General features: G+C 63.7%; 19 protein-coding genes. 6 read left to right on the top strand and 13 right to left on the bottom strand.

The window, feature by feature from the left end; all coding sequences use genetic code 11:
- The first annotated feature begins 383 nt into the window (after window positions 1-383).
- Window positions 384-1,478 (top strand): pyridoxal phosphate-dependent aminotransferase, encoded by a 1,095-nt coding sequence (locus tag NX862_RS15940; RefSeq protein ID WP_264494928.1) that lies wholly within the window; start codon window positions 384-386, stop codon window positions 1,476-1,478.
- A 42-nt stretch (window positions 1,479-1,520) separates the two neighbouring features.
- Here the strand turns inward: NX862_RS15940 and NX862_RS15935 are convergent, their stop codons facing one another.
- The 5 genes from NX862_RS15935 to NX862_RS15915 all read right to left on the bottom strand — a co-directional run bounded on the left by NX862_RS15935 (window position 1,521) and on the right by NX862_RS15915 (window position 9,760).
- Window positions 1,521-1,994 (bottom strand): DUF4177 domain-containing protein, encoded by a 474-nt coding sequence (locus tag NX862_RS15935; RefSeq protein ID WP_264494927.1) that lies wholly within the window; start codon window positions 1,992-1,994, stop codon window positions 1,521-1,523.
- 102 nt (window positions 1,995-2,096) lie between these two features.
- A complete protein-coding gene (locus NX862_RS15930; protein WP_264494926.1) occupies window positions 2,097-3,041 on the bottom strand; it encodes a transglutaminase family protein in 945 nt (314 codons plus the stop codon).
- Window positions 3,038-5,452 carry a circularly permuted type 2 ATP-grasp protein gene (locus tag NX862_RS15925; RefSeq protein ID WP_264494925.1) on the bottom strand — a complete coding sequence of 805 codons (2,415 nt, stop codon included), beginning with the start codon at window positions 5,450-5,452 and terminating at the stop codon, window positions 3,038-3,040. Before NX862_RS15925 ends, NX862_RS15930 begins: the two co-directional genes overlap by 4 nt.
- Complete coding sequence (locus NX862_RS15920) at window positions 5,452-8,757, bottom strand: transglutaminase family protein (RefSeq protein ID WP_264494924.1); 3,306 nt, start codon at window positions 8,755-8,757, stop codon at window positions 5,452-5,454. The genes NX862_RS15925 and NX862_RS15920 overlap by 1 nt, the downstream gene beginning before the upstream one ends.
- A gap of 100 nt (window positions 8,758-8,857) precedes the next feature.
- Window positions 8,858-9,760, bottom strand: a complete 903-nt coding sequence (locus tag NX862_RS15915; RefSeq protein ID WP_264494923.1) for a DMT family transporter — start codon at window positions 9,758-9,760, stop codon at window positions 8,858-8,860.
- 150 nt (window positions 9,761-9,910) lie between these two features.
- Between NX862_RS15915 and NX862_RS15910 the strand changes: the two genes are divergently transcribed.
- Window positions 9,911-11,098, top strand: coding sequence for an NAD(P)/FAD-dependent oxidoreductase (locus tag NX862_RS15910; RefSeq protein WP_264494922.1), 1,188 nt, complete (start codon window positions 9,911-9,913; stop codon window positions 11,096-11,098).
- Between the two features lie 234 nt (window positions 11,099-11,332).
- Here the strand turns inward: NX862_RS15910 and NX862_RS15905 are convergent, their stop codons facing one another.
- The 6 genes from NX862_RS15905 to NX862_RS15880 form a co-directional block, all read right to left on the bottom strand.
- Window positions 11,333-12,316 (bottom strand): aldose epimerase family protein, encoded by a 984-nt coding sequence (locus NX862_RS15905; protein ID WP_264494921.1) that lies wholly within the window; start codon window positions 12,314-12,316, stop codon window positions 11,333-11,335.
- 7 nt (window positions 12,317-12,323) lie between these two features.
- Complete coding sequence (locus NX862_RS15900) at window positions 12,324-13,313, bottom strand: potassium channel beta subunit family protein (RefSeq protein WP_264494920.1); 990 nt, start codon at window positions 13,311-13,313, stop codon at window positions 12,324-12,326.
- A 1-nt stretch (window position 13,314) separates the two neighbouring features.
- On the bottom strand, window positions 13,315-14,346 hold the full coding sequence (locus tag NX862_RS15895) for an ABC transporter ATP-binding protein (RefSeq protein WP_264494919.1): 1,032 nt from the start codon (window positions 14,344-14,346) through the stop codon (window positions 13,315-13,317).
- A gap of 3 nt (window positions 14,347-14,349) precedes the next feature.
- A complete protein-coding gene (locus tag NX862_RS15890; protein ID WP_264494918.1) occupies window positions 14,350-15,192 on the bottom strand; it encodes a carbohydrate ABC transporter permease in 843 nt (280 codons plus the stop codon).
- Window positions 15,189-16,067: a carbohydrate ABC transporter permease gene (locus NX862_RS15885; protein ID WP_264494917.1), complete on the bottom strand. Its 879-nt coding sequence runs from the start codon at window positions 16,065-16,067 to the stop codon at window positions 15,189-15,191. Before NX862_RS15885 ends, NX862_RS15890 begins: the two co-directional genes overlap by 4 nt.
- A gap of 81 nt (window positions 16,068-16,148) precedes the next feature.
- Window positions 16,149-17,423 carry an extracellular solute-binding protein gene (locus NX862_RS15880; RefSeq protein WP_264494916.1) on the bottom strand — a complete coding sequence of 425 codons (1,275 nt, stop codon included), beginning with the start codon at window positions 17,421-17,423 and terminating at the stop codon, window positions 16,149-16,151.
- Window positions 17,424-17,801: 378 nt separating this feature from the next.
- On the opposite strand from NX862_RS15880, the gene NX862_RS15875 reads away from it, so the two are divergent.
- The 4 genes from NX862_RS15875 to NX862_RS15860 all read left to right on the top strand — a co-directional run bounded on the left by NX862_RS15875 (window position 17,802) and on the right by NX862_RS15860 (window position 24,628).
- A complete protein-coding gene (locus tag NX862_RS15875) occupies window positions 17,802-18,758 on the top strand; it encodes an ArsR/SmtB family transcription factor (RefSeq protein WP_264494915.1) in 957 nt (318 codons plus the stop codon).
- Window positions 18,759-18,836: 78 nt separating this feature from the next.
- Window positions 18,837-20,351 (top strand): arabinosylfuranosidase ArfA, encoded by a 1,515-nt coding sequence (gene arfA, locus NX862_RS15870; RefSeq protein ID WP_264494914.1) that lies wholly within the window; start codon window positions 18,837-18,839, stop codon window positions 20,349-20,351.
- 123 nt (window positions 20,352-20,474) lie between these two features.
- Entirely contained in the window at window positions 20,475-23,216 is a 2,742-nt protein-coding gene (locus NX862_RS15865) for a PAS domain-containing methyl-accepting chemotaxis protein (protein ID WP_264494913.1), read from the top strand.
- Complete coding sequence (locus NX862_RS15860; protein WP_264494912.1) at window positions 23,216-24,628, top strand: chemotaxis protein CheW; 1,413 nt, start codon at window positions 23,216-23,218, stop codon at window positions 24,626-24,628. The genes NX862_RS15865 and NX862_RS15860 overlap by 1 nt, the downstream gene beginning before the upstream one ends.
- Here NX862_RS15860 and NX862_RS15855 read toward each other — a convergent pair.
- Window positions 24,616-25,299 (bottom strand): ABC transporter ATP-binding protein, encoded by a 684-nt coding sequence (locus tag NX862_RS15855; protein WP_264494911.1) that lies wholly within the window; start codon window positions 25,297-25,299, stop codon window positions 24,616-24,618. The genes NX862_RS15860 and NX862_RS15855 overlap by 13 nt on opposite strands.
- Window positions 25,292-26,569 carry an ABC transporter permease gene (locus NX862_RS15850; protein WP_264494910.1) on the bottom strand — a complete coding sequence of 426 codons (1,278 nt, stop codon included), beginning with the start codon at window positions 26,567-26,569 and terminating at the stop codon, window positions 25,292-25,294. Before NX862_RS15850 ends, NX862_RS15855 begins: the two co-directional genes overlap by 8 nt.
- Between the last annotated feature and the right edge of the window lie 99 nt (window positions 26,570-26,668).

Raw genomic sequence — 26,668 nt, 5'->3', positions numbered from 1 at the left:
AAAGGCATGAAATGCCCTTGAAACCAAAGGGAGGACGCGGGGGGCTGCGCGCCCCCCGCCCCCCTGCGCCAAAGGGGCCCACGGGCCCCTTTGGAAACCCCGTGAGTATTTGGGCCAGTATGAAAGCGCGGCCGGTTGCAGCGTGTTGCGGAAGGGTCTTGAGGGCAGCGGCAAGCCGAGCATTTGGGCAAGTATGAAAGCCGTCTTCCAGCGCACCGCCTTTCATGACGCCGCCTTTCGATTTCATCTGTTCGAAAATATCCCCGCCGGAGGCATCCCGAGCCGGTTGGCCGCAGGCCAGAGGCGAGATGAACATCTTGCGGCGCCAGCCGCTCAATTTGGCAAGTGTTGCACGCGGCGGACCAGTTTGGCACTCTGGCGCCATGATCGCCCTTGCCCCCCTCCCCGCCTCTCTCCCTGATACCGTCCCCTTCACCGGGCCCGAGACCCTGGAACGCCGCCGCGGCGCGGCCTTTGCCGCCCGGCTTGGCGCCAACGAAAGCCTGTTTGGCCCCTCGCCCAAGGCGCTTGCCGCCTTGACGGCCGCCGCCCAGGACATCTGGATGTATGGCGACCCCGAGGCGCATGACCTGAAAGCCGCCATCGCCGCCCATCACGGCGTCACCCCGGCCCATGTCGTCGTCGGTGAGGGGATCGACGGGCTTTTGGGTCTGATCACAAGGTTGATGATCGCGCCGGGCGATGCGGCGGTGACGTCGGAGGGCGCCTATCCGACCTTTGGCTTTCATGTCACGGGCTTTGGCGGTGTGTTGCACCGCGCGCCTTACCGCCGCCATCACGAGGACCCCGAGGCGCTGGTGGCCTTGGCCCATCGCACAGGGGCGCGGTTGCTGTATATCGCCAACCCCGACAACCCGATGGGCTCGCATCACCCCGGAGCGACCCTGGCCGCCCTGCCCGACCATTTGCCGCCTGACTGCCTGATGCTGCTGGACGAGGCCTATGTGGACCTTGCCCCCGAGGGCACGGCGGCGGCCATCGACAAGGACGACCCGCGGGTGATCCGGTTTCGCACGTTTTCAAAGGCCTATGGGCTGGCGGGGCTGCGGCTGGGCTATGCGCTATGCGCCCCCGACCTTGCCCGCGCCTTTGACCGGGTGCGCAACCATTTTGGCCTGGGGCGCATGGTCCAGGCGGCGGGGATCGCGGCACTGGCCGATCACGACCACCTGAGCGCGGTCCGTGCCTGGGCCACGGCCGCGCGGCGCGACCTTGCTGCGCTTGGCACGGCGCAGGGGCTGATCCCCCTGCCCTCGGCCACCAATTTCGTGACCTTTGACACCGGGCGCGACGGCGACCATGCCCGCGCCCTGCTGGCGGCGCTGGGTGATGAGGGGATCTTTGCCCGGATGCCGGGGGTGGCGCCTTTGGACCGCTGCATCCGCATCAGCCTGCCCGATGCCGCGGGGCTGCGGGCCTTGGAACAGGCCCTGCCCCGCGCGATCGGCAGGCTGTAATCAGCGGTTTGGGATCAGCGGTTTGGGATCAGCCGCCCGGCTTCAGTCCGAGACCAGCTCGGGTTTGGCGGGCCCCAACGCCGGGGCGGCCGAGGGCGCCTTGACATCAGCGGGCTTGACCGCAGCCCCCAAGGCCGGCGCGAGAGAGGCCGCAAGGTCCTCGGGCTGCATGGCATCGGGGCGGGTGGTGTCGGGACGCGCGATCAGCACCCGGTCCCCAAACCTGTCCCCAATTCTGTCCCCCATCCGGTCCATCGTGGCGATCGACTCGCAGTTCTGGGCGGCCAACACGCGGCGGAACACCAGCATGTTCTGATAAGTCGTCTTGGTCCCGGTCAGCCCCACCCGCTCGTCCACCGGCAGGGTATCGGCGCGCTGGTATTCCCAGCCCTCGCGGCCCAGCTTGTTCATCAGCTGCGTCAGGGCAAGGGCGAAGCGCTCTTCGGTGGTCTTGACCCCGCGTGCCTTTTCTCCACGGCGCGGCGCGGGAACGACGTGGTATTCGTAAGCGGACATGCAACACCCCAAGGCTTGAGGCCCGGGCCAAAGACCCCGACCGACAAGACGTGACCATAGCAAAGCCCGCGCCCAAGGCCAAGCGGCAGCGTTAAGAAACGGTTACTGACGCTGGGGAGGCGGGGGGACGGCGGCAGGTGAGGGGGCGGGCGGGGAGGCGGCGGACTTGGCGGACGAGGCCACAAGGTCGACGGCATGAGACCCGCGCTGGCCGCCCTCGGTGCGCAGCGACCCCACGACCGGAGCCACATCGCCGTAATCCCGGCCCTGCCCCACGATCAGGTGATCGGCCGCCACCCAACAGGCATTGGTCGGGTCATAGGCCAGCCAGCCCGCCTGCACCCCCGCCCAGGCCGCGACCCAGGCGTGCATGGCATCCGCCCCCTCCAGCCGCGGTTTTCCCGGCGGCGGCAGGGTGCGCAGATAGCCCGCGACATAGGCCGCGGGGATGCCTTGCGACCGCAGCCCCGCAATCATGATCTGCGCCAGGTCCTGACAGACCCCGCGGCGCAGGGCAAAGGCCACGGCGGGGGGGGTGTCGACCTCGGTGGCCTTGGGGTCAAAGGTCATGTGGCCATGCAGCGCGCGCCCCAGAGCCTCGATGGCGGATTGCACCGTGGGGGCCGCGGCCATGGCCTTGGCGGCAAAGGCGGCAATCGCGGCATCGGGGGCGATCCGGGGCGAGGCGGTCAGGAAATGCTGCGGCGAGGCACTGCCCAGGCGCGTGACCTCGGCCAGCTCGGTCGCCAGCGCAACAGGCGCGGGCGAGATATCAAGCCCCATCTCGGGGTCCTGACGCAGCACCCGCGCCTTCAGCGTGATCTTGCAGTCTGTCATGCCGGGGGGCAGGACCAGTTCCGTCACCTCGGTCCCCCAAAAGTCGGTGAAGCTGCGGCGTTCCTTCGGCGGGGGGGAAATGGAAATCTCATGCGACAGAAGGCTTTGCAGCCCGGGCAGGTCGGCGGGGGTGATGCGCAGATGCTGGCGTCCGCCGCCGGTGGGGCGGTCGAACTCATAGGCGATCACCAGTTTCAGGTCATAGATCACCGCAAATACGCCTCGGTTATATGGTCTGACAGCGCGCCGATCCGGCCATAAAGATCCCACAGCGCGTCTTGGGTCAGGGTCTCGGGCGCTTCGACGGCAAGTTCGGTGGTCAGGCGCAGCATGGCGCGCGACAGGGGGGAAAGCGTGCCGTGATCCGAGGCGCCGGGCAGCATGGCGACCTGTTCGCCCATCGCCTCGATCTGATGGCGGACGCCGCGTGGGTTCATCGGGTCCAGCGCCAGAAGGTCGATGATCGTCTCACGCGAGGTCGAAACGGTAAAGCGGCGACGGTGGGTCAGGACGCTGTCCCCGATCTCGATGGCCAGGTCCAGCACGCCGGGGGTCTTGCTGTCGGCCAGTGTCGCCAGCATCTCGGTCATGGCCATGGCGCGTTCCTGCAGGCGCCCCAGCGTCAGGAAACGCCAGCCCATGAAGCGATACATGTTTTCATGCACCAGACCCGTGATCCCCGCCAGCTTGCGCAACAGGGCCGACAGCGCGCGGGCCGCATCATCGCCCGCCGTCACCGAAAGCGCCATGCGTCGGGCGGTCTTGTTCAGGTCTGTCAACGAAGCCCAGGCATCGGGCGAAAAGCGGTCGCGCACCTGGCCCGCGCTGCCGATCGAGGCGGCCAGCACGTCCAGAAGCGCGCCCGGTATCCCCGGTTTGGGGTCGATGCCGCGGGCCTTGAACATCGGGTCCATCGCGGCCAGGAGGGGGGCGGCCAGGGTTCCCATCTCGGCCAGGCGGATGTTGCGGGCGCGCAAAAGCCGCACCATGACCTCGGTCCGCTCGATATAGCGGCCCAGCCAGAACAGGTTGTCGGCGGCGCGCGACGGCAGGGCGCCGGGGGCCACGCGGGTGTAACTGCCGGGCGCGGGGACCATCGACACCGCCTCGACCTCGGAGGGCGAGACGATCCAGACATCGGCGGCAGACCCGCCGCGCTGCATGGCAATCGCGGTCGGATCGGGCGAGGCGCCGATGCGGGCAAAGCCGCCGGGCATGACCTGCCAGCCCTGTTCGGTGCGCGCCAGAAACACCCGCAGCGACATGGGCCGCGGCGCCAGCTTGCCATCGACCAGCGCCGGAGAGGTCGACAGCGTCACCGCCTCTTGGGCCACAAGCCTTGCGCCGTCGCGGTCCAGAAGTGCGGCCAGCGCCTCGGGGAACAGCGCCTCGGCCGAGGTGATCGCCTCTTGCCGGTCATAGGGCAGACCGGTGGCAAAAGCGTCGGAAAGCAACAGCTTGGACGGGTCGCCCGCCACTTCGGCCCGCGCCTCGGGATCGCCGCACCACCAAGTTGCGATGTTCGGCAGTTTCAGCTTTTCGCCCAGCAGATGCCGCGACAGGGCGGGCATGAAGGCCATCAGCGCGCGGGTCTCCAGCACGCCGGACCCAAGCGCATTGACCATGGTCAGCCCCCCCGCCCGCAAGGCCGAGACCATGCCCGCAGTGCCCAGCTTGGACCCCGGGTCCAGCTCCATCGGGTCGGCCCATGACCCGTCCAAGCGGCGCCACAGCACATCGACCGGCCGCAGCCCCGCGACGGTGCGCACCATCAACCGGCCGTTTTCGACCACCAGATCCTCGCCCTGAACCAGGGTGATCCCCAGATACCGCGCGATCCAGGCATGTTCGTAATAGGTCTCGTTCAAGGGCCCCGGGGTCAGGATGGCGGCCCTTGCATCACGGTCCTGGCGATGGGCCAAAAGCGCATCGCGGAAGTCGCGGAAAAACCCCGCAAGCCGATGCACATGGCCTTCGGCATAAAGTTCGGCAAAGGCGCGTGAGGTGGCGACGCGGTTTTCCAGCGCAAAGCCCGCCCCAGAGGGCGCCTGGGCGCGGTCGGCCAGAACCCACCAATCCCCATCCGGACCGCGCCCGATTTCAAAGGCCAGAAAGTGCAGATAATGGCCGGAGTGCGGGGCGATCCCCACCAGGGGCCGCAGCCATTCGGGGTTTTGGGCCACCAGGGCCGCGGGCAAATGGCCCTCGGAAATCATGCGGTTGTCGCCGTAAAGATCGGCCATCAGGCGTTCCAGCAGATCGGCGCGCTGGATCAGGCCGGGGACCAGGTCGGCCCATTCGGCCTCGGCGATCATCACCGGGATGGGCGACAGCGGCCAGGGCCGCTCGACCGACTGACCGCCGCCGTATTGCCGGTAAAACACGCCCGAGTCGCGCAAATACTGCTCGGCCCGCATGCGGCGGCGTTCGACCTCTTCGGCCGAAAATCCGCCAAAGGCGCGGGCAAAGTCGCGCCACAAGGGGCGAAGGCTGCCGTCCGCCTCCACCATCTCGTCGGGCGTGTCTTTCAGCGGCCGATAGCGGGCCTTGGTCTTTTCCACAAAACGCTCCTCTGGCCCTTCGGCGAAACCGGGGGGTTTCTTCGGAGAGCGGGGGGCCATCAGAGCCCTGCCGGGCGGCGAAGGTCAAGCGTCAAGGGGAACTCGGGGTGACGACGTTCGGGGGGCGGGGCATATTGGCCGCCATGATGGCCAAAGGGTTGAAAGCGGGCAAGCCGGCGCGCCTCGGCCTCGTTGCCATTCACCGGGAAGGTGTCATAGCTGCGCCCGCCCGGGTGGGCCACGTGATAGGTCGCCCCCCCGATGGCCCTGCCCGACCAGGTGTCATAGATGTCAAAGGTCAGCGGCGCGTCGATCTTCAGCACCGGATGAATGGCGCTGGCGGGCGCCCAGGCCTTGAAGCGCACACCGCCCACGCCGTCCTCCAGCGGAACCTCGCGGCCATTGCATGTGACCTTGTAGCGCGCGGGATTGGGCGTCGTCAGTTTCACCTGAAGCCGTTCGGTCGAACTGTCGGTATAGCGCACCGTGCCGCCGATGGCGCCGGTTTCGCCCAGGACATGCCAGGGCTCCAAAGCCTGACGCAGCTCCAGCTTGGCGGTCCCCAGATCGACCTCGCCGCAGAAGGGAAAGCGGAATTCGGCCTGGGCCTGGAACCACTCCTCTTGCATCGCAAAGCCATGGTCGCGCAGATCGGACAGGACCTCGCGGAAATCCTGCCAGACGTGGTGCTGCAGCATGAAGCGGTCATGCAAGGTGGTGCCCCAGCGCGTCAGGTCGCCGGTGGCGGGCGTCTTCCAGAACCGCGCGATCAGGGCGCGCAGCAGCAGTTGTTGCGCCAGGCTCATGCGCGGGTCAGGCGGCATTTCAAAGCCGCGGAACTCGACCAGACCCAGGCGCCCGGTGGGGCCGTCCGGAGAATACAGCTTGTCGATGCAGATCTCGGCGCGGTGGGTGTTGCCGGTCGCATCCACCAACATGTTGCGCAAAAGCCGATCCACCAGCCAGGGGAAGGGCTGCGGGTGCTCGGGGCCGGGGATGGCGGAAAGCGCGATCTCCATTTCATAAAGCGCGTCATGGCGGGCCTCGTCGATGCGGGGCGCCTGGGACGTGGGCCCGATGAAGAGGCCGGAAAACAGGTAGGACAGCGAGGGGTGCCGGTTCCAATGCAGGATCAGCGACTTCAGCAGGTCAGGGCGCCGCAGGAAGGGACTGTCGTTCGGCGTCGCCCCGCCCACGACCACATGATTGCCGCCCCCGGTGCCGCAATGCTTGCCGTCGATCATGAACTTGTCAGCGCCCAGGCGGCATTGGCGGGCCTCGGCGTAAACGGCTTCGGTGATCGCCACGCAATCGTCCCAGGACTTGGCGGGGTGGATGTTGACCTCGATGACACCGGGATCAGGGGCCACGCGGATGACGTTCAGCCGCGGGTCCTGGGGCGGGGCATAGCCCTCGATATGGACGGGCAGACCCAGCCTTGCCGCCGCAGATTCCGCGGCGTGCAAAAGGTCCAGGTAGTCTTCCAGATTGACCACCGGCGGCATGAAGACGCAAAGCCGCCCATCGCGCGCCTCGACCGACAGGGCGGTGCGGATCGACCCATCGACCTCGGCCACCGGAGAGCCCTGCATCACCTGCGCGCCCTGCGGCCCATCGGCCACGAAAGAGGCGCGGGGTTGGGTTTTGCGCGAGGGTTCCAGCGCCGCGACCGGCGGCAGGGGCGGCTTTTCCACGGTCGGATCGGCGGGATTGTGGAAGGGATATTGCGCCGGGGAAAGCCAGGGCAGGCTTTCCAAGGGCAGGCGATAGCCCACGGGACTGTCGCCCGGCACCAGGAACATGAACCCACGCCGCAGCCGCCAGCGCTCGGTCCGCCAACGGCCTGTCGCGCGCGATTGCCAGGATTGCACCGGCAGGATGAAGCCCACCGGTTCGGTCAGACCGCGGCCAAAGACAGTGGCCAGGCGGTGACGCTCTTCGGGGTCCTTCAGCCGCGAATTGGCGGGCGAGACGTTTTCGGGCAAGTTCGCCTCTTTGACCAGCCATTGCGCGGGGTCTTCAAAGGCGGGCAGGATGCAATCTTCGTCCAGCTGCAATTCCGCCGCCATCTCGCGCAACAGCTCTTGTGCCTGCAGGGCCGTGGCCCCGGTCGCGGTTTCGCTGGCGATCAGGTCGGGGTTTTGCCAGACCGGCTGGCCATCGGTGCGCCAATACAGCGAGAAGGTCCAGCGCGGCAGGCTTTCGCCGGGATACCACTTGCCCTGACCGTAATGCAGAAAGCCGCCGGGGGCGAACCGGGTTTGCAGGCGGCGGATCAGATGATCGGCCAGGATGCGCTTGGTGGGGCCGACGGCAGCGGTGTTCCACTCGGCCGCCTCGTAATCGTCGATCGACACAAAGGTCGGCTCTCCGCCCATGGTCAGACGGACATCGGCGGCCTGAAGCGCCGTGTCGACCTTGTGACCCAGCGCGTTCAGCTGGTCCCAGGAGGCATCAGAAAAGGGCTTGGTGATACGCGGATGTTCGGCGACGCGGCGCACCTCCATCGCGAAATCGAAGCTGACATTGGCCTGACCGGCATAGCCGCCCGAAATCGGCGCCGCGCTGCGGTAATGCGGGGTGGCGGCCAGCGGGATATGGCTTTCGCCCGCCAAAAGGCCAGAGGTCGGGTCCAGCCCGATCCAGCCCGCGCCCGGAAGATAGACCTCGGCCCAGGCGTGCAGGTCGGTGAAGTCGACCTCGGTCCCCGAAGGCCCGTCCAGCGCCTTCAGATCGGGTTTCAGCTGGATCAGATAGCCCGACACAAAGCGCGCCGCAAAGCCCAGGTTGCGCAGCGCCTGAACCAGAAGCCAGGTGCTGTCCCGGCAAGACCCCGACCCGATGGTCAAGGTCTCTTCGGGGGTCTGCACCCCGGGCTCCATCCGGATCGTATAGGCGACCTTTCCGGAAATCGCCGCGTTCAGGTTCACCACGAAATCCACGCTGCGGATGCGGTCGCGGGGCACCATGCGCAAGAAGGCCTCAAGCGCGGGGGTCATGGGTTCGGGCTTGGTATAGGCCGCAAGGTCCAGGGCCAGGTCGGGGGCATAGGTGAAGGGGAAGGTCTCGGCGTAATCCTCGACGAAGAAGTCGAAGGGGTTATAGACCGTCATGTCGGCGACCAGATCGACCTCGATCTTGAATTCGGTCGCGGGTTCGGGAAACACAAAGCGCGCGAGCCAATTGCCGAACGGGTCCTGCTGGTGGTTGACGAAATGCTTTTCCGGCCAGACCTTCAGGCTATGTGAGATCACGCGGGTGCGCGAATGGGGCGCCGGACGCAGGCGGATGACCTGCGGGCCCAAAAGCACCGGCGTGTCATAGGTGTAATGGGTCATGTGGTGGATGGATGCCGTGATCGCCATGGGTGCCTCCGCGCTTGAGGTTAACGCCTAGCACTTCCCTTGGGTCGATACAGCCCCACCCAAGCGCCCCCGCGCCCTGCCCCGCAAAATCGCCCAAAACTCAGGCAATCCCGCCCAATTTCCGGGCAAGCCTGGACTGGATCAGGGGCCAGGCCCCGGCGCCCGCGCCCGAAAGCGCAATCAGCCCCATCCCCGCCAGCGCCCAAGTGTCGGGCATATGGCCAAAGACGGCAAAGCCCAAAAGGCCGGACCACACCAGTTGCAGGTAGTTGATCGGCGAGAGGCTGGAGGCCGGGGCATAGCGGAAGGCCTGGGTGAACAAGAGATGCCCCACCAGGGACAGCGCCCCCATGGCCCCCAGCGCCACAAGGTCCAGCCCCCGCGGCAAGGTCACAGCGCCCTGCCCGCTGGTGATGGCGGTAAAGATCACCGTGCCGACAAGCGCGGTCCAGAACATCATCGACCAGGATGTCTCGGTCCGCGCCAGGCTGCGCGACAGCATGTTATAGACCACCGATCCCGCCGCAGTCAGACCGGCAAAGACCACGCCCAAAGGATCAAGCCCCGACCCCGGCCGCACGATCAGCAGCACGCCCACAAAGCCGCCCGCCGCCGCGATCCAGGACATCGGCTGGACCTTTTCCCCAAGCAGCGGCCCCGCCAGCAGCGTGACGGCAAAAGGGGCCAGAAAGACGATGGCGATGGTCTCGGCCACCGGCATCCGCTGAAAGGCCAGCGCGGCAGTCAGCGACACCGCCGACAGACACACCGCCCGCAACAGCACCAGCCCGGGCCGCCCCAGATGGGCGATGCGCCGCCCCTCCTTGGGGGCCACAAGCGCCAAAAGCAGCAACAGGTTGCCCGCATAGCGCCCCGCCACGACCAAAGGCGCCGGATAGGTCGCCGTCATATGCTTGGTCAGCACATCCATGCAGGAAAACAGGAACACGGCCACAGCCATGAACAGCGCCGCCTTCAGCGGCTTGGACTTCAATTCGTTCATCGGGGGTTCCTTTCGGCCACCCTACCCCGGAGGACCGGTGACGGACAGGGGATCGACTGACATGTCAGGGTTGCAGCCGTTGCATGGCGCATTGGGGCTTGGCCTTGGCGGGGCTTGCGTTAGGTTGGCGGCAAATGACAGGAGGCAGCCATGACCCAGCACAATTCCTACGACGTCGTGATCATCGGAGGGGCGATCATGGGCTCTTCGACCGCCTTCTGGCTGACCCGCGACCCCGATTTCAAGGGCCGCGTTTTGGTGGTGGAACGCGACCCGACCTACGAATTCGCCGCGACCTCGTTGTCGCACAGTTCCATCCGCCAGCAATATTCGAACGAGGTGAACATCCGCGTCAGCCAGTTCGGGGCCGACTTCATCCAGAACCTGCCCCGGTGGATGGGCGATGAGGCGCCGCGCCTGCCGATCCGGTCCTTTGGCTATATGTATTTCGCAGGCACACCCGAGGGCGAGGCCACCTTGCGCGCCAATCACGCGGTGCAGGCCCGTTGCGGGACGCCAACGCGGTTGCTGACCCCCGATCAAATCGCGGCGGATTATCCGTTCTATAACCTGGAGGGCGTGACGCTGGGGTCGTTGAACACCCGCGACGAGGGCTATTTCGAGGGGATCACGGTCTTTGACTGGTTCCGCAAGATGGCCCGGCGGCAGGGCGCGGAATACATCCGGGACGAGGTCGTGGGGCTGACCCGCGAGGGGGGCCGGGTGACGGAGGTCATGCTTGCCTCGGGCGGCAAGGTCGCTTGCGGTGCGGTGGTCAATGCCGCGGGCACGCGGGGGGCCAAGGTGGCGGCGATGGCGGGGATCACCCTGCCGGTCGAGCCGCGCAAGCGTTACGCCTATCTGATCCAGACCGAAAAGCCCCTGATGCGCGACCTGCCTTTGACGATCGACCCCTCGGGCGTGCATGTGCGCCAGGACGGGGTGAACACCTATCTGGCGGGGGCTCAGGGGGCAGAGGACCTCGCCGCCGATCCCACGGATTTCAGCATGGACCACGGGCTTTGGATGGACTTGGTCTGGCCCACGCTGGCCACCCGCATCCCGGCCTTCGAGGCGGTAAAGGTGGTGCGCGAATGGGTGGGCCAATATGATTACAACACGCTGGACCAGAACGCGATCCTGGGCGCCCATCCAGAGGTCGCAAACTTCCACCTGATGAACGGATTCTCGGGCCATGGCTTGCAGCAAAGCCCGGCCATGGGGCGGGGCATGGCGGAATTGCTGGTGCATGGGGAGTATCGGACGCTGGATCTGTCGGCCTTTGCCTTCACCCGCATCGCCGAGGGTCGCCCCTTTGTCGAAGGCGCCATCATCTGAAGCGGGAACTTGGGCGGCAAGCCGGGGCCTCCGGCGGGAATATTTGGGTCAATGTGAAAGGGAAAGCGGATGGCGCGGTCAGAGCCTCCGGCGCGGACATCTGGGCCACACTGAAAACGGACGCCGAGAGGGGCGGATGCCCAAGGCACGCAGCCCCTGCCCTTTCATACTGACTTAAATATTCCGGGGTCTGGGGCAGCGCCCCAGTCCGACCTGTCCGACCTGTCAGACCGTTCACACTGTGTAGAAGCGGAAATTCATGATGTGGCGATAGGTTTCGCCGGGGGTCAGGGCGGCGCTGGGGAAGGCGGGATTGTTCGGGCTGTCGGGGTATTTCTGGGTCTCCAGCGTCAGGCCCGCGAATTTGCCATAGGTCGCGCCGGCGCGGCCCGGGGTGCCCTCGGGCATCATGCCACAGGTGTAGATCTGCACGCCGGGCTCGTTCGTCGTCAGGTCCAGTGCGCGGCCAGAGGTGGGTTCGGTGATGCGGACGGCAGGCGCCGCGGCCGTGTTCAGGCACCAGTTGTGGTCATAGCCATCATCGCCGGCCAGATCGCCGATGCGTGTGGGCTGGCGGAAGTCGTATTTCGTCTGTGACACCGCAGAGAGCGCGCCTGTGGGGATCAGGCCCGCGCCAACGGGCGCATAGGCTTCGGCGGCCACCGTCATCTGGTGATCCAGGATATCGCCCGCACCTTTCAGGTTGAAATAGGCGTGGTTCACCAGGTTCACCACGGTGGGGGCGGTGGTCGTGGCCTCCATCTCGATGATCAGGCGGTCGTCGCCTTCGAAGCGATAGGTGACGGAGGCTGCAAGCGCGCCCGGATAGCCCATGTCGCCGTCCGGCGAAACATGGGTCAGGCGGATATGGGAGGGACCATGGTCGGCCACCGTCCAGATCGCCTTGTCAAAGCCTCGGGTCCCGCCGTGCAGGTGGTTCGGGGCCTCGTTGATGTCCAGCTGCACATCGCCGTAACGCCCACCCGCGATGCGGTTGGCATAGCGCCCACAGGTCGCGCCGAAATAGGTCGGATGGTCGATGTAATCCTGCAACCGGTCATGGCCCAGGATGATCTCTGCCATCTTGCCAATGCGAGAGGGGGTGCGCAGCGAAATCAGCCGCGCGCCCCAGGGGATGACCTTGGCGGTCAGACCACCGGAAGAGCGAAGTTCATAGGCGGGCACGTCCTGCCCGTTGATCTGACCGAAGATATCCATGATGCCTTTAGAAACGTTGGGGCTCTGCGGGACGGTTTTGCATGACCTTTTCGATGGCGTCCAGCACATCGGGGGTCAGCTTGGCCTTGTGGTCCAGCGCTTTGAGGTTGTCTTGCAGCTGCGACAGCCGCGAGGCCCCCAGGATCACCGTCGACACCCGCGGGTTGTTCAGGCACCAAAGCAAAGCCATATGGGTCAGCGTCAGCCCTGCGTCATCGGCAATACGCCCCAGCGCGCGGGCCTTTTCGATCCGCGCCAGGCCCTTGTCCGAGGTGAACTGCTCTTTCAGCCATTCATAGCCCGGCAGGGCGGCGCGGGCGTCTTGCGGGATGCCCTCGTTATACTTGCCGGTCAGCAAACCGCTGGACAAAGGCGACCAGATCGTCGTGCCAAGGCCAAAGGTGTCATAGATCGGGCGGTAGTCGCCCTCGACCTTGTCCCGCTCGAACAGGTTGTATTGCGGCTGCTCCATCGTCGGCGGGGTGAGATTGTTCGCCTTTGCCACCAGATGCGCCTCGGTGATCTGTTGGGCATTCCATTCCGAGGTGCCCCAATAGAGAACCTTGCCCTGCGTCACCAGGTTGTGCATCGCCCGCACGGTTTCCTCGATCGGGGTGTCCACATCGGGGCGGTGACAGAAATACAGGTCCAGATAGTCGACCCGCAGACGTTTCAGCGCGGCATGGGCCGCGTCGGTCACATGCTTGGCCGACAAGCCCTTTTGCGTCGGCTTGGCGCCGCCCCAGAAGACTTTCGACGACACGATATAGCTGTCGCGCGACCAGCCAAGCTCATGAATTGCCTGACCCATGACCTCTTCGGAGCGGCCGGCCTCATAGCCCTCGGCATTGTCGAAAAAGTTGATACCGGAGTCATAGGCCGCCGTCATCAGCTCTTTGGCGGGCTGGATGTCGACCTGTTTGGCGAACGTCACCCAAGAGCCGAAAGAAAACTCGCTGACCCGCAGGCCAGATTTCCCAAGTCGCCGATAGTCCATGTTACACCGCCATTCCATTGCTGTCGAAGACATGGGACTTGGTCAGGTCCGGCACAAGCCCCACCTGGTCGCCCGCCTTGAGGCCCGCATTGTCCGCCTCGACCACCAGAGGGCCATGGGCGGTGTCGATATAGGCGTAAGACGTGTTGCCAAGGTATTCGACAACCGAGGCGCGGCCGCGGATCGGGCCATCGGTCGCGATGGTCAGATGTTCCGGCCTTATCCCGAATTCCACGGCGCCCTGCGCGGGTTTGGCAAGTTCGGTGCCATCGGTCAGGCGGATCATGGCGCCATCGCCCTGCCCTTTCAGGAAGTTCATCCCCGGAGACCCGATGAAGCCCGCGACAAAGCGGTTGGCGGGGCGGTTATACAGCTCCCAGGGGGTGCCGGCCTGTGCGATCTTGCCCTTGTCCAGCACGACGATCAGATCGGCCAGCGTCATCGCCTCGACCTGGTCATGGGTCACATAGATCATCGTGGTCTTCAGGTCGTTGTGCAGTTTCGCAAGCTCCAGCCGCATCTGGACGCGCAAGAGGGCGTCCAGGTTGGACAGCGGCTCGTCGAACAGAAAGACCTTGGGGTCGCGCACCAGCGCCCGACCGATGGCAACGCGCTGGCGTTGGCCGCCGGACAGGGCCGCGGGGCGCCGGTCCAGAAGATGCGTCAGCTGCAACATTGCGCCGATGCGCTCTGCCGCCTCGCGCTGTTTGGGTTTGGACACCCCGGCCAGCGACATCGAAAAGGTGATGTTCTGCGCCACGGTCAGGTGGGGATACAAAGCGTAGCTTTGAAAGACCATCGCCACGCCGCGCGACTTGGGCGCCGCATGGGTCACGTCATCAGCGCCGATATGGATCGTGCCATCGCTGACCTCTTCCAGCCCGGCGATCATCCGCAGCATGGTGGATTTGCCGCAGCCCGAAGGCCCCAACAAAGCGCAGAAAGACCCGTCCTTGATGGTCAGCCCCAGGTTCGAGATGACCTCGACCGCGCCAAACCGCTTGGAAATGTTGGAAAGTTCGACTTGTGCCATGATTTATCCCTTGATCCCGGCGGTCAACATGATGGCCTGCGTCACCCTGCGTTGGAACAGCAGATAGACCACCGCCACCGGCAGCCCCGCGAGCACCGCGGAGGAAAGTTGCCGGGCGTATTTCACCCCGAAGGCATCCGTCACCTGGGTGATGCCGACGGTCACATTCATCTTGTCCTCGGTCGTGATGGCCAGAAACGGCCAGAGGAAGTTGTTCCAGGCGCCGATGAAGGTGATGATCGCAAGCGCGGTCGTGATCCCCCAGTTCATCGGCAGGTAAAGGCGGAACAACAGCTGCCACTGGCTTGCGCCGTCCATCAGCGCGGCCTCGCGGAAGTCTTTGGGAACGCTGTCGAAAAACTGCTTGTAGATCATCACCGTCACCGGCGCGATCAGCTGCGGCAAAACAACCGCGGTCAGCGTGTTCAACAGGCCCAGATCGGCCATCAGCACGAAGTGGTTGATGATCAGCGCAGGGATCGGCACCATGAACGAGGCCAGGATGATCCACCACAGCGCGCGGCGGCCCGGAAAGTTCAGCTGGCTGATCGCATAGCCCGCCGCGGCCGAGGAAATCAGCACCAGCACCGTGATCGCCAGACTGGTCAGCAGCGAGTTCAGATACCACAGCCCCAGCTTGGTGTTGAACAGCGCGTTGTAATAGGCCTCGACGGTAAAGCGGATGGGCAGCCAGTCGATGCCTTCGCGGACCACGTCCTGTTCAAACTTGAAGGTCGTCACCACCGCCCAATACAGCGGAAAGGCCCAGAAAATCGCGCCCAACAGCGTCAGGGTCGTGATCACGCCCCCCGCCAGGTTCCAGCGGCGCAAGGATTGCAGGGTCATTTCTCACCTCTGGCGCGCAGCGCCTGATATTGCAGAACCGAGACGCCGACGATCAGCGCAAACAGCACCACCGCAATCGTCGCCCCATAGCCGCCCTGGTTCTTTTGGAACGCATCGCGGTAGACCAGCCAGACCAGCGACAGAACCGAGTCCGTGCGACCGCCCTGCCCGAACAGGTAAAGCTGATCAAAGATTTTCAGCTGCAAGATCAACTGGATCGTGGCCACCAGCACCGTGATCGGCCAGACAAGCGGCCAGGTGATGCGGCGGAAGGTCTGAAGCCTTGTGGCGCCGTCCAGCTCTGCCGCCTCATAGATCTCGGCCGAGATGTTGCGCAGACCCGCGATATACAGCAGCACATTGAACCCCACGAGCCACCAGATCGTGATGAAGGCCACCGCCGGCATGAACAAGGGCAAGGTGCGGAAAACCGGCACACGTTCGCCAAAGATCGCCTCGATCGGGAATTGCAGGATGCCGAATTGCGCGTCCAGCATCCAACCCCAGATGCGGTAGACGACCGAGACGGGCAGGATATAGGGCAGGAAAAACGCGGCCAGCACGGCGCTTTGGGTCCAGCCCTTCAGCCGGTTGACGCCAAGCGCGATCAGAAGGCCAAGGATGGTCGACGGAATGACCGACAGCAGGACGAAATACAGCGTGTTCCAGACGGCGACCGAAAAGAGGCGGTCCTTGAACAGCTTGATGTAATTGGCAAAACCGACCCAATCCCCCTCGCCGATCAAGGGCGATTTGGTGAAGGACAGCATCACCATCTTTAACAGCGGATAGACGAACAAAAGCCCATAGATCGCAACGAAAGGCGTCAGCAGGACAAGGGCGGTCACCATCTCTGACCGGTCATAGCGGCGCATGGGGCTTCCTCTTCTGGCAAGAAGGCCGGGGGTTGCCCCCCGGCCAGGGTTCGGGCCGGGGGGAGACCCGGCCCGGCTGCGTCACTCGACCTGGCCTTGCAGATCGTCGCGCATGCCTTCCATCGCCTCTTGCGGCTCGATCTCGCCATTGACGGCGGGCATCAGGAAGTTGCCAGCGGCGTCGTAAACCGGCGAGGCCACACCGGCCAGGACCGACGAGGGGTCAAAGACGGCGGTATCGGCCAGCTTGGCATAGGCGGCGTTCGGCTGCATCGCCTTGAACTCGTCGTTCTCGCGGGCGGCGTTATAGGCCGGCAGGTGGCCAGCAGTCGCCCAGAAGGTCGAATTCTTGTTCATCCATGCGATGACTTCCAGAACGGCTTTCTTCTTTTCAGCCGTCATTTCCTTGCCAACATTGTTCGGGATGGCGAAGGCGTGGCTGTCAGCCCAGGTGGCGGGATGATCAAAGAAGGTCGGGATCGGGATCGCGCCCCACTCGAACAGCTCGCCCTTGGCGTGCAGGTCGGTCATCGTCGGGACTTCCCAGACGCCGTTGATGTGGAAGGCGGCCTGACCGCTGGTGAACAGCGCAATCGAAGCCGGATAGTCGACCTGCGCGGGGGCAAAGCCGTTCTTGACCCAGTCCGAAATCACGGTCGTGGCCTTGACGGCCTTGTCCAGGTTGTCGCCGTCCAGGAACTTGCCATCCGCAAGGAAAGCGCCGTCCTGCTGACCGAACAGCGAATAGAAAATCCGCCACATCGAGTCGCCCGCGCCGTCATGGATCGACAGCGGTTGCGCCGTGCCACCCTCTTGCAGCTTTTTCAGCGCAGCGGTGAAGTTGTCGATTCCGTCCAGGCCGGTGGGCAGACCATCGGCGCCGATCAGACCGGCTTTGGCCAGCAAGTCTTTGTTATAATACAGAACCACGGCGTGCATGTCGAAGGGCACGGCATAGATCTTGCCATCCACCTGCGCCGCACCAAAGTTGGCCGCAGCATAGTCGCCCGGGGCCAGACCGACCGAAGCCAGGTCATCCACGGTGATCTCGGCCAGCGTGCCGGTCGAAACACCCAAGGGCAAACGCGAGAGGTGATAGGTCATCACATCCGGGCCCTCACCCACGGCGGCAGAGGTCTGCGCCTTGGTGTAGAAGGGCACGCCCCATTCCAGCGTCGTGGCCTGGATCTCGATCGTGTCGGCATGCGACGCGTTGAAATCCTCGATGAGTTTCTTCATCCGCACGCCGTCGCCGCCGCCCAGGAAGTCCCACCAAACGACGGTTTCCTTGGCCATGGCGCCACCGGCAACCATGACAAGTCCGAGCGCAGCCGCGCCCAAAAGCTTTTTCAACATATCTTCCTCCCTCGCGTTGCAGGGTCTCCCCCGGCGCCCGAACTCCTCAAGGTCTGCGAGGCGCGCGCAGACCGTTCCCCCGGGTTCCGCTCATGTCGGTGGCCCTCTGGTGAGCCGAATTATGAGGGGATGCGACAAACTGTCAATCGAGTTTTTTGATATATACCCAGAATCAGGATGCACAAAGGCTTTGCATCGGTTTTCATGCGGCGAATCGCGGGAATCGGCCGAATCGGGGGCTGTTCTGTGTCTCATGATAGCCGGATTTTCGATCTTTGCAGCATTTCTGTCGCACAACCTTTGACCAAACCTGAAAGTCTGATACACACTTCTGTCAAACCGGGGTCCTTCCCGGCCCAGCGGAGGCGCAAGACCCTGATGAGCCGCAATTTTCTGATCATCGACCCCTCCGAGGGCATCGAGACGCTGAAGGCCCTCGCCTCGCCGGTGCGTGTCGATATCCTGAAACTTCTGGCCGATCAGGGGCCGCAGAACGTCAATGCCATCGCCGCGGCCCTGGGTCTGCCGCAATCCTCGGTCTCGGCCAATGTGCAGATGCTGGAGGAAGTGGGGCTGATCCGGACCGAGACGCAGCGGGCGAAAAAGGGCAACCAGAAGCTCTGTCACACGCTGTTCGACGAGATCATGGTGATGTTCAAAAAGGACCCGGCGACGCGGGGCGGAAATACGATCGACGTGGCCATGCCGCTGGGGCTTTACACCTCGTGCGAGGTCATGGCGCCTTGCGGGCTTTGCTCGCCCGAGGGGATCATCGGGCTGTTGGATGTGCCCGATACTTTCCTGGACCCGCGGCGCATGTCGGCGGGGCTTTTGTGGTTCACCCGCGGCTATGTCGAATACCAATTCCCCAACAATGTCAGACTGATGGAGGGCGAGGTTGAACAGGTTGAATTCCAGTTGGAACTGTCCTCCGAGGCGCCGGGGACGGCGTCGAACTGGCCTTCGGACATCACCTTCCTGATCAACAATGTCGAGATCGGGACCTGGACCTCGCCCGGCGATTTCGGTGATCAAAGGGGGATTTACACCCCCTCGTGGTGGAAGCTGAAGGGCAGCCAATACGGGATGCTGAAGTCGGTTTCGGTCAATGCCGAGGGGACTTTCGTCGACGGTGTCAAGATTTCTCCGGTCAGTTTGCGCGACCTGGACTTGCCCGCGCATCGGTCGGTGCGCTTCAAGATCGAGGTCCGTGACAGCGCCCATCACCCCGGCGGCGTGAACATCTTTGGCCGGGGCTTCGGCAACTACGATCAGGATATCGTCATGCGCCTGACCGCGGCCGGTCGTGGCCCGTCACAAGCTTCCGGGGCTTGACTTCATACCCGTGTTTCTGATGTATATCCGACAAATCAGATAAGCCGGTGTCTCCGGCCCGTTCGAGGAGGGACGGAAATGAAAGCAACAGTGACCGCGCACAAGGACTTCACGATCTCGACGATCGACAACCGAATCTATTCGGCCTTCCTCGAGCATCTGGGCCGCGCCATCTATACCGGGATCCATGAACCGGATCACCCGACGGCCGACAAGAACGGGATGCGTCAGGACGTGATCCAATTGGTCAAGGATCTGCAAATTCCCTATGTCCGCTATCCCGGCGGCAATTTCGTCTCGGCCTATAACTGGGAAGACGGCGTGGGTCCGGTGGATCAACGCCCGACGCGTCTGGATTTGGCTTGGCATACGGCGGAAAGCAACAAGGTCGGCATCCATGAGTTCATGGATTGGTGCGATACGGTTGGCACGCTGCCGATGTTGGCGATCAACCTGGGCTCGCGCGGCCTGGATGATGCGCGCAATTTCGTCGAATATGTGAATGGCCCGACGGGCTCGCATTGGGGCGACCTGCGCAAAAAGAATGGCCGCGAGGCGCCTTGGGACGTCAAGATGTGGTGCCTGGGCAATGAGATGGACGGGCCCTGGCAGGTCGGCCACAAAACGGCCGAGGAATACGGCCGCCTTGCCAACGAGACCGCCAAGACCCTGCGCGCCTTCGACAAATCACTGGAGCTTGTGGTTTGCGGGTCCTCCAATGCCGATATGAAAACCTATCCCGAATGGGAAAGGATCGTGCTGGAGCATACTTACGAATCGGTCGACCTGATCAGCCTGCACATGTATTTCGCCAACCGCACCAAGAACACGGCGAATTACCTGGCACTGAATGCCAAGCTGGACGGCTATATCACCACGATCGAAAGCGTCATCAATCTGGTGAAGGCCAACAAGCGTTCCAAGCGTGATGTCCATATTTCCTTCGACGAATGGAATGTCTGGTATCATTCCAACGCGCAAGACCGCGCCATCCTGGAGGGCAATTCCGGCTGGCCCCATGCCCCGCGTCTGTTGGAGGACATCTACAACTTCGAGGACGTGCTTCAGGTCGGCTGCATCCTCAATACCTTTATCCGCAAGTCGAATGTGGTAAAGGTCGCCTGTATTGCCCAGCTGGTGAATGTGATCGCACCGATCATGACGGAACCGGGTGGCCCGGCATGGCGCCAGACGATTTACTACCCCTATTACTTCGCCTCGGTCTATGGCCGTGGCAAGGCGCTGCAATTGGCGGTGAATTGCCCGGGTTATGATGCCGATGTCGCTGACAATGTCCCCTATATCGACATTTCCGGCACTCATGACGAGGAAACCGGCACCGCGACCTTTTTTGCCATCAACCGTCATGCGACCGAGACCTTCGACCTGGACGTCGCGCTTCAGGGCTTTGGTCAGGCCACGGTGATCGACCATCAGGTCATGACCCATTCCGACCTGAACGCCGTGAATTCACTGACCAATCAGGCCGCGGTCGAACCCCGCAAGGGCTCGGGCGCACAGGTGGCCGATGGTCGTTTGCAAGCCAAGCTGCCGCCCTATTCCTGGCAAATGATCCGCGTCAAGCTGGCCTGACAGCGCTCCCTGTCACGTTTGGCGACCGAAGGGCTTCCGGGACACCGGAAGCCCTTTCGTTTTAGCAGGCCGTTAAGAATTCTGCCCTAGGCTTCGGCAAAACCACCATGGCTCGGGTAGAAAATGTCCTTCAAATTGAACCAATCCGAAGAGTCGGGACTGCTGCAGGCTTTCACGGAAAGTCATGTGATCCTGCGCGCCCGGACCAGTGATGGGGTGATCATCTCCGCCAATCCCAAGGCGTTGGAGGTGCTTTCGCGCTCTGGTCCGGCAGAGGGGCGCCACATCAGCGAACTGTTCCGCGAAAGCGACGTGATCATGGGGGCGCTGGCGCAGGGCCGCCCACAAAGTTTCGTCGCCCATGCCGCGGAAGAGAAAGGCTTTTCCACCGTGCAGGGCCATGTCATCCCCATGGGGGAGGACGCGGTGGTCGTGGTGGGTCGCGCCATGGTGCTGGACAGCGAATTGCAAGGCTGGCTGGATGCGATCAACCGCGTCCAGGCCGCGATCGAGTTCACGCCAGACGGCCGCATCCTGCGCGCGAATGACAATTTCCTGCACCTGATGGGCTATGAGATCGAAGAGATCGAGGGCAAGTCCCACGCGATCTTCTGCCGTGATTCGCTGGTGAAATCGCCGGCCTATGCCGAGTTCTGGGCACGGCTCGCCGCGGGCGAGGTCATGGATGGCGAGTTTGAAAGGCTGACCAAGAACAACCGCTCGGTCTGGATTCGCGCGAATTACAACCCGATCTTCGACGCTTCGGGTCAGGTCACGCGGGTGGTGAAATTCGCCATGGATGTAACCGCGGTCAAAGAGGCCGCGGCCGAGAATACCGGCCGACTTGAGGCCTTTGGCAAGGCCATGGCCTTTATCGAATTCGACCTGGATGGCATCGTGACCTCGGCCAATGAAACCTTCCTCGACCTGATGGGCTACAGGGCCGAGGATATCGTGGGCCAGCATCACCGGATCTTCTGTGAACCGGAATATACGCGCAGCCCCTCTTACAAGGCCTTCTGGAAAAAGCTGGGCCAGGGCGACTATGATTCGGGCGAATACAAGAGGTTGCGTTCAAATGGCCAGCCCGTCTGGTTGCGGGCGACCTATTCACCGGTCGTGGGGCCGGATGGCTCCTTGACCCGAGTCGTCAAGGTGGCGATGGATGTGACCGAAGAGCGCCGCACCGCCAATGACCGCGAGGCGCGCTGGGATGCCCTGAGCCAGGGGCGTGTCGTGGTGGAATATGCCGCCGATGGCACGGTCCGCCATGCCAGCCCCTCGCTGGCCCGCCTGCTGGACCGCCCCCTGTCCGACATCATCGGCCAAAGTGCCGCAAAGTTCTGGGTGCGCGACGGGCGCGCCACGCCGGAATTCGCCCAACTGCTGGAGGATTACCGCAAAGAGGGTAAGACTGGCATCGTTCGGCGATTTGCATCCAATATCAAGGACTTCTTCCTACAGACCACGATTGTGCCCATCAAGGATCTGGATGGCAACCTGGCCTATATCCTGGAAGTGGCCGATGACGTCACGGAAAGGCGCCGCACCCATGCCGAGAACGAGGGCAAGTTGCGCGCCATTGACCGCGCCCAGGCGGTGATCGAATTCGACCTTGAAGGCAAGATATTGACGGCGAACCAGAATTTTCTGGATTTCATCGGCTATCCGCTGGACAAGATCGTCGGGCAGTATCACTCCTTGATCATCGACAAGGCCGAGGCGGAAAGCGATGCCTACCGCTCGTTCTGGGCCAAGCTTGCCCGGGGGGAGTTTGACAAGGGCATCTACCGGCTGATTGACGCGCAGGGCCGCGAACGCTTTATCCGGGCGACGAACAACCCGGTGTTCGACATCGACGGCAAGCCCGTCAAGATCGTGAAATTTGCCACCGACATCACGGAACAACGGCTGCGCGATGCCGAATTTGAAAGCAAATTCAAGGCCATCGACCGCAGCCAAGCGGTGATCGAATTTGACCTTGAGGGCAATATCCGTTCCTCGAACGAGAATTTCCTGCGCGTCATGGGCTTTTCCGCGCGCGAAATCGTGGGGCAGCATCACTCGATGTTCTGCACCTCCGACCATGTGCGCAGCCAAAGCTACCGCGACTTCTGGCTGGCTCTGGCCAAGGGCGAGCCCCAGCAGGGCCGCTTTCACCGGGTCGGGAAATATGGCCGCGATATCTGGATCTTGGCCGCCTATTCCCCACTTCTGGATCACCACGGGCGGCCCGTCGGTGTGATCAAATATGCCCATGACATCACCGATCAGGTGCAGCTGGAGACCCTGATCCGCGAGAAGGCGGCCGCGATGCAAGGATCGGTCGACAAGCTGACCGGCTCGATTTCGCATATCAACGGCTCCACCCATCTCGCAAAAAAACTGTCCGGAGAGACGAAGAGCAACGCCTCCACCGGGTTCGAGGCGCTGAACAATGCGATTTCCGCCATTGAACTGATCGCGAAGTCCTCGTCCGAGATTTCCGACATGGTCAAGGTCGTGTCCGATATTGCCAATCAAACCAACCTCTTGGCCTTTAACGCAGCTATCGAGGCGGCGCGGGCGGGGGAATATGGGGTGGGCTTTTCGGTTGTGGCCGATGAGGTGCGCAAGCTGGCCGAGAAATCCTCGGCCGCCGCGATGCAGATCAGCCGGATGATCGGGGAAAGCACCAGCCGCGTGAACCTTGGGACCGAAAAATCGGATGCGGCGCGCCAGGCCTTTGGCCGGATCGTGGCCTCGGTCGAGGAAACGGCCCGGTCCATCGACGAAATCTCCAGCTCGGCCCAGGAACAGGAAACCGTCAGCCGTGAGGTCGTGGGACAAATTTCCACGCTGACGGCCGTCACCAAGGCGGCGTGATGGACACATCTTTCTCCGATGCACCGGTCAAGACGACGCAAGGCGCGCCGACCCCGACGACCTCGATCGCGCTGATTGAGTGTGGCGGCAAGGTGATCGGGGTCGAAGTTGCCCATGTCCGCGAGGTGATCCCCGAGCCGCCCGAGTTGCAGCCCCTGCCCTCTTCCGGTCCCGGCGTCATCGGTTGCCTCGCGCTGCGCGGTCTTGCCGTGCCTGTCGTCGATTTCTCCAACATGCTGGGTTGGCCGCCAGAGCCGCACCTGGGCATCCTCGTGGTGTTGCGGATCGACGGCTGCCTTGTCGCCTTTCGCGCCCGTGCCACCCGTCGCATCGTGCTGCGTGCCCAGATCCGCATGCAAGATATCGCAATAGCGGCGACGGGCCTCGGCGAAAGCATTTTCCCCCGTCTTGGCCTGCTGGAGGAAGAGGCCATCGCCATGTTGGACCCCAACGCTCTGATCCAATTGGGAATTCCTTCAACCCGTGACAGCCGGGTCGCAGCCAAGGCCAGCGATATATCGGAACAATACCTGCTGTTCGAAATGGGAGGTCGGGATTTCGTCCTGCCCGTTGCCCGCGTCGATGGCACTGTGCCAGAGACCGAGATCGGCGGACATACCCTGGTTTCCGGCCCCTGTGAGGGGTCGATCCGCCGTCTGGACCTGGAAATCCCGCTGATCAACCCGCTTTTGATGTGCGGCATGGCCCATGATGGCATGCGGCCGCGCGCCACCGGCGCCATCGTTCTGAAGTTCGAGGGGGAACAGCGCCTGGCCCTGCGTGCCGACCGCGTGCGCGACATTATCCAGATCAAACGCAGCTTGATCGCTCCGATGCCCCGTGTCCTCGCGCGGCGTCACGACCTGTTTCTGGGCGTCGTCCCGGTCAGTGAAAGCCATTGGTATCATGTGCTTGACCCAACGCGCCTGGCCGAGGACCCTGCCTTGCGCAACTTCGCCGCCCTGGCAAGGCGGGGCGGCGCGGCGGGGGCCACAAGCACCTTGCGCGGCCGCCGTTCAACCGGGCTCTTGTTCCGCGCGAGCGGCGATTTCGCCCTTCCCATTGAACAGGTCGAAGAGATCGTCGGCCTTCCCCCCAGCGCCTCCACCGAAGGGTTTTCAGCCCATCTGTGCACCATTTCACACCGCGGCGGGTTGCTGCCGGTCTTTTGCCTGGGGCAAATGCTGACCGGACACGCCTCGAATTTCGGTCCCTTGGCCGCCGTCATCGTCGTCCGGATCGAAGGCGAAAAGATCGGCCTTGCCGTAGAAGAGATGCTGGCCATCGAGAGGGTGGGCTTTGTCGAACACGCCGACGGGCGGCCAGAAGGCATGGTCGAACGCCAGCAAAGCGGCCGCAAGAGGTCGTTCAGCGTGGTCGAACTGGCCGAACTCGCGCCTTATGTCGTCTGAACGATCAGGCCCTGGTCCAGTCGGACCTGGCGGTCCATCCGCGCGGCCAGGTCCATGTTATGCGTGGCAATCAGTGCCGAAAGCCCGGTCTCACGCACGATTTCCATAAGCACATCAAAGACATGGGCGGCGTTCTCGGGATCAAGGTTGCCCGTCGGCTCATCTGCCAGCAACAGCCTGGGACCATTGGCCAGCGCCCGGCAAAAGGCCACGCGCTGCTGTTGGCCGCCCGACATCTCGGCCGGTCGATGCGTGGCGCGGTCCAGCACCCCCACACGTCCCAAAAGGTCGCGCGCCCGCGCCTCGGCCGCCGCGCGGGCCACACCATGGGCAAGCTGCGGCAAGACGATGTTTTCCAAGGCAGAAAACTCGGGCAAAAGGTGGTGGAACTGGTAGACGAAGCCCACCTCGCCGCGCCGCGCCGCCGTCCGTTCGCGGTCGGACAGGCCCTGCATCGCCCGCCCGCCATAGGCCACGGTCCCGGCATCGGGCACATCCAACAGCCCCGCAATATGCAACAGCGTCGACTTCCCCGCCCCCGAAGGCGCGACCAGCGCCACAACCTCTCCCGGCGGCAGCACCAAGGATGCCCCGCGCAAGACCATGATTTCCGATGGCTTTCCCCGATGATAGCCCTTTTCGATCCCCTCAAGCCGCAGCGTCTCACTCATGGCGCAGCGCCTCCACCGGGTTCATCCGCGCCGCCCTGCGGGCCGGGAAAATCGTGATCACATAGGACAGACCCAAGGCCAGCCCCGCCGCCGAAGCCACATCGCGGACCTGCAGCTTCGCCGGCAAGTTATAGATGCCGCGGATCGACGGGTCCCAGACCCCGCCGCCCGACCAGTAGTTCACAAACGAAAAGATCGGGTCGATATACAGCGCAAAGAGGCAGCCCAGCCCCACCCCCAGCAGCGTCCCAAGCGTCCCGGTAAAGGCGCCGCACAGGAAAAAGACCCGCAAAACAGACCCTTCCGTCAGCCCCATCGTCCGCAAGATCCCGATGTCGCGCCCCTTGTTCTTGACCAGCATGATCAGGCCGGACACGATATTCAGCGTAGCGATCAGCACCAGGATCGACAGGATGATGAACATGACATTGTCTTCGATCGTCAAGGCGCGCAGGAAGTTGCCGGAGCTTTGCTTCCAGCTCCACAGGTTGCCATTGGGCGAGGACGCGCCCAAAAGCGCGTCGTTCATCGCCTCGACATGGTCCGGATCGGCCACCAGAACCTCGATTTCGTCGGCCTGCCCCTCGCGGTTAAAGAAGCTTTGCGCCTCGGCAAAGGGCAGATAGACGCGGATCTTGTCGATATCGAAACGCCCGGCGGTGAAGATATAGACGACCTCATAGGCCTTGACCCGCGGCGCCTGGCCGAAGGCGGTCTTCGGCCCATTGGGCGAGATCAGCTTGACCTTGTCCCCCACCCCAACGCCCAGAATCCGCGCAAGCTCTGACCCAAGCGCCACACCGCGGTCGAAATCGGCCAAAGAGCCCTGCGCCTTCGACCCGGTCCCGATCCGCGGCAGGGCCGCGACATCGGCCGTATTCATGCCGTAGACATCGCCCCCCGTGACCTGATCGAAGGCCGAAACCATAACCTGGCCACGCACCATCGGCGCGGCATAGGTCACGCCCGGCACGGCGCGCAAACGCTCGGTCAATGCGTCGTAATCGGTGAAGCCCTTGATCAGGTTGCCATTTTCGTCGATTTGACCCGAAGGATAGATCGTGACATGGGCATTGGCCCCCAGGATCGTGTCCACGAATTCCGCGCGAAATCCGGCCCGCACCGCCAAGGTCGCCACCAGCGCAAAGACCGCGAGGGTGATCCCCAAAAGCGTGATCCAGGTCATGACCGACACCCCGCCCTCGGCACGGCGCGCCCGCAGATAGCGCCAGGCGATGAGGAATTCGAACCCCGCAAAAGGACGTGTCATGAGGCCTCCATTTCGCCGAGACCTTGGCCGCAAAGCGCGCGAAAGGTCAAGCGCGGCGCCATAAAGCCCGCGTGACCCTCGCGTTCATCTGGTCATGAC

Origin of the sequence: Stagnihabitans lacustris (assembly GCF_025950525.1) — a bacterium.
In the GTDB taxonomy this organism is placed as follows: domain Bacteria; phylum Pseudomonadota; class Alphaproteobacteria; order Rhodobacterales; family Rhodobacteraceae; genus Stagnihabitans.
The sequence above is the reverse complement of the archived record's forward strand: the minus strand, read 5'-3'. Positions and strand labels throughout refer to the sequence as shown.

Excerpts from the sequence above, each read along its gene's own strand:
- NX862_RS15885 (WP_264494917.1), bottom strand. The coding sequence starts at position 16,067 with ATGCGCCGCTATGACCGGTCAGAGATGGTGACCGCCCTTGTCCTGCTG.
- NX862_RS15855 (WP_264494911.1), bottom strand. The coding sequence starts at position 25,299 with ATGAGTGAGACGCTGCGGCTTGAGGGGATCGAAAAGGGCTATCATCGG.
- NX862_RS15910 (WP_264494922.1), top strand. The coding sequence starts at position 9,911 with ATGACCCAGCACAATTCCTACGACGTCGTGATCATCGGAGGGGCGATC.
- arfA (WP_264494914.1), top strand. The coding sequence starts at position 18,837 with ATGAAAGCAACAGTGACCGCGCACAAGGACTTCACGATCTCGACGATC.
- NX862_RS15925 (WP_264494925.1), bottom strand. The coding sequence starts at position 5,452 with ATGGCCCCCCGCTCTCCGAAGAAACCCCCCGGTTTCGCCGAAGGGCCA.
- NX862_RS15915 (WP_264494923.1), bottom strand. The coding sequence starts at position 9,760 with ATGAACGAATTGAAGTCCAAGCCGCTGAAGGCGGCGCTGTTCATGGCT.
- NX862_RS15880 (WP_264494916.1), bottom strand. The coding sequence starts at position 17,423 with ATGTTGAAAAAGCTTTTGGGCGCGGCTGCGCTCGGACTTGTCATGGTT.
- NX862_RS15900 (WP_264494920.1), bottom strand. The coding sequence starts at position 13,313 with ATGGACTATCGGCGACTTGGGAAATCTGGCCTGCGGGTCAGCGAGTTT.
- NX862_RS15860 (WP_264494912.1), top strand. The coding sequence starts at position 23,216 with ATGGACACATCTTTCTCCGATGCACCGGTCAAGACGACGCAAGGCGCG.
- NX862_RS15865 (WP_264494913.1), top strand. The coding sequence starts at position 20,475 with ATGTCCTTCAAATTGAACCAATCCGAAGAGTCGGGACTGCTGCAGGCT.
- NX862_RS15890 (WP_264494918.1), bottom strand. The coding sequence starts at position 15,192 with ATGACCCTGCAATCCTTGCGCCGCTGGAACCTGGCGGGGGGCGTGATC.
- NX862_RS15940 (WP_264494928.1), top strand. The coding sequence starts at position 384 with ATGATCGCCCTTGCCCCCCTCCCCGCCTCTCTCCCTGATACCGTCCCC.
- NX862_RS15935 (WP_264494927.1), bottom strand. The coding sequence starts at position 1,994 with ATGTCCGCTTACGAATACCACGTCGTTCCCGCGCCGCGCCGTGGAGAA.
- NX862_RS15920 (WP_264494924.1), bottom strand. The coding sequence starts at position 8,757 with ATGGCGATCACGGCATCCATCCACCACATGACCCATTACACCTATGAC.
- NX862_RS15850 (WP_264494910.1), bottom strand. The coding sequence starts at position 26,569 with ATGACACGTCCTTTTGCGGGGTTCGAATTCCTCATCGCCTGGCGCTAT.
- NX862_RS15905 (WP_264494921.1), bottom strand. The coding sequence starts at position 12,316 with ATGGATATCTTCGGTCAGATCAACGGGCAGGACGTGCCCGCCTATGAA.
- NX862_RS15875 (WP_264494915.1), top strand. The coding sequence starts at position 17,802 with ATGAGCCGCAATTTTCTGATCATCGACCCCTCCGAGGGCATCGAGACG.
- NX862_RS15895 (WP_264494919.1), bottom strand. The coding sequence starts at position 14,346 with ATGGCACAAGTCGAACTTTCCAACATTTCCAAGCGGTTTGGCGCGGTC.